The 2896-nt window shown below is 70.6% G+C and carries 2 protein-coding genes; both read left to right on the plus strand.

Annotated elements, in window-relative coordinates:
* Positions 1-34 precede the first annotated feature (34 nt).
* Complete coding sequence (locus tag Q0A33_RS00420) at positions 35-1504, plus strand: penicillin-binding protein 2 (protein WP_291791508.1); 1470 nt, start codon at positions 35-37, stop codon at positions 1502-1504.
* Positions 1501-2896: protein kinase (locus Q0A33_RS00425; RefSeq protein WP_291791510.1), on the plus strand; the 1396-nt coding region annotated here is incomplete at its 3' end. The genes Q0A33_RS00420 and Q0A33_RS00425, both read left to right, overlap by 4 nt.

The raw sequence follows: 2896 nt of genomic DNA on the forward strand, positions 1-2896 counted from the left end.
GTGACGACGGCCCCCACCCGAACGGAGGAACGCGATGAGGAAGCCCCTTCGCCATGTGGCGCTGGTGGGTCTCGTGATGTTCGCCCTGCTGTTCGGCTCCACCAGCTACGTGCAGTTCTTCTCCGCGAAAGCGCTCAACGAGGACCCGCTCAACTCCCGGTCGTTCTATGCGGAGCTCACCCGCGAACGCGGCGCCATCCTCGTGGACGGCACGCCCATCGCCTCCTCCGTGCCCACGGACGACGCCTACAAGTTCCAGCGCACCTACGGGGGCGAGGGCCTGCCGGCGGAGCAGTACGCCTCGCTCACCGGCTACTTCTCGATCGCCTCCGGCAGCAGCGGGCTGGAGCGGGCGGAGAACGGCCTGCTCAGCGGCACGGACGACGCACTGTTCTACGACCGCGTCCGCAGCGTGTTCACGGGCGAGGAGCCCATGGGCGCCGCCGTGGAGCTCACCATCGACCCTGAGGCGCAGCGGGCGGCCTGGGAGGGCCTCGGCGGACAGCGCGGCGCCGTCGCCGCGCTCAATCCCAAGACCGGTGAGATCCTCGCGATGGTCTCCACACCGGGCTGGGACCCCAACGCGCTGGCCTCCCATGACACGGAGACGGCCCAGAACGCCTACAACAGCCTCATCGACGACGAGGCGAACCCCGCGTTCAACCGCGCGATAGGCGGCAACCTCTACCCGCCCGGGTCCACCTTCAAGATGATCACCGCGGCGGCGGCCCTGGAGTCCGGCGACTACACGAAGGACTCCGAGCTGGACGCCCCGGACGTCCTCTCCCTCCCGCAGACCAGCGCCACCATCCGCAACGCGGGCGGAGCCTCCTGCGGCGGGGGCGGCAAGGCGACCCTGGAGCACTCCCTCGTCGTCTCCTGCAACACCTCCTTCGCCCAGCTGGGCATGGATCTGGGCGCGGACGCACTGGACGAGCAGGCCCGGAAGTTCGGGTTCGGCCAGGACATGGAGATCCCGCTGCGGGTGACCCCGTCCTCGTTCCCGGCGGACCCCAACCCGCCGCAGACGGCACAGTCCGCTCTGGGCCAGTTCGAGGTCCGTGCCACGCCCCTGCAGATGGCGATGGTCGCCTCCGGCATCGCCAACGACGGTGTCGTCATGCAGCCGCAGCTCATCGACAACGTCCGCAACTCGCGCACCCTGGACACCATCTCGGAGTCCCGCCCGCATGAGTTCTCCCGCGCGCTCAGCGGGGACAGCGCGGAGCAGATGCAGGAGATGATGGTGGAGCAGGTGCGCTCCGGCACGGGACAGGTCGCGCAGATCCCGGGTGTGGACGTGGGCGCCAAGACCGGCACCGCCCAGCATGCGGAGGGTGCTGCCCCGCATGCCTGGTTCACCTCCTTCGCCCCGGCCGACGATCCCGAGATCGCCGTGGCCGTGGTCGTGGAGAACGGCGGCAACGCCGGCAGCGAAGCGTCAGGTGCCCGCGTCGCAGGGCCCATTGCGAAATCGGTCATGGAAGCGGTGATAGGCGAATGAGGCCCCAGCCCGGCACGGTCCTAGGAAACAGGTACGAGCTCACCGCACGCATCGCCGTGGGCGGCATGGGCGAGGTGTGGCGCGGCCGCGACAGCGTCATCGACCGCGAGGTGGCCGCGAAGATCCTCAAGGAGGAGTACCTCACCGACCAGGGCTTCCTCGCGCGCTTCCGGGCCGAGGCCCGCAGCATGGGCGCGGTCTCCGATCCCGGCATCGCCGCCGTCTACGACTACGGCGAGGAGAACGGCTCCCCGTACCTCGTCATGGAGTACGTGCCCGGTGAGCCGCTGTCCGCGCTCATCGACCGCAACCGCGTGCTGCCGGAGAACGACGTCCTGGAGCTCGCCGCGCAGACGGCGCAGGCCCTCGACGCCGCGCACCGCGCCGGGGTGGTCCACCGCGACATCAAGCCGGGCAACATCCTCGTCACCCCGGACTTCCGGGCCAAGATCACGGACTTCGGGATCGCCCGGGTGGCGGACCAGGCGCCGCTGACCAAGACCGGTCAGGTCATGGGAACCGCGCAGTACCTCGCTCCGGAGCAGGCCACCGGCAAGGGCTCCACGCCCAAGTCCGATCTCTACTCGCTGGGCATCATCATGTACGAGGCGCTGGCCGGGCAGCGGCCCTTCACCGGCGACTCGCAGGTGGCGATCGCGATCGCCCAGGTGAACAAGCCGGCTCCGGACCTGCCGGACACCGTCTCCGAGCCCGTGCGCAGGCTCGTGTCCTCCCTCCTGCGGAAGAAGCAGGACGAGAGGCCGCCCTCCGGCGCCGCGCTGGCCACCGCCGCCCGCTGCCTCATCGCCGGTGACGTGGCCGGAGCGGAATCGGCGGTGCCGCAGATGGCCGCCCAGGCCGCCACCGCCTCGGAGGCCGTGACCCGGGTCTTCAGCGAGCCTGACACGGGCGCCACCCGCGTCATGGCTCCGCACCAGGCGCAGGCCGCTCCGGAGCCGTCCGGCGACACCCGCGCCCTCCCCGTCCAGCAGGACGGGGAGCTGGCGGAGGAGGAGAAGTCCTCCGGCTCCATGAGCACCGGCATGAAGTGGACGATCGGCGTCCTCGCCGTGCTCGTGGCCGCAGGTCTGATCTGGGTCCTCTTCCTGCTGTTCGGTCCGCGGGGAGAGGCGGAGCCGGAGCCCGCGCAGACCGGTACGCCCACGGCCGAGGCCACGCCGGAGACCATCACGCTGAGCCCGTCCGACTACATCGGGCTGTCCGAGGCGAGCGCCACGAGCAACCTCGAGCAGCTGGGCCTCGAGGTCCGGAGCGTGAACGTGGCGTCCGACCGTGCCGAGGGCACCGTCTCCGACGTGCGCGAGGGGAACAACGGCTACGAGTTCACCGAGGGCGAGACGGTGACGATCGAGGTCTCCGCCGGTCCCGCAC

This window comes from Brevibacterium sp. (genome assembly GCF_022712115.1).
Lineage (GTDB): Bacteria > Actinomycetota > Actinomycetes > Actinomycetales > Brevibacteriaceae > Brevibacterium > Brevibacterium salitolerans.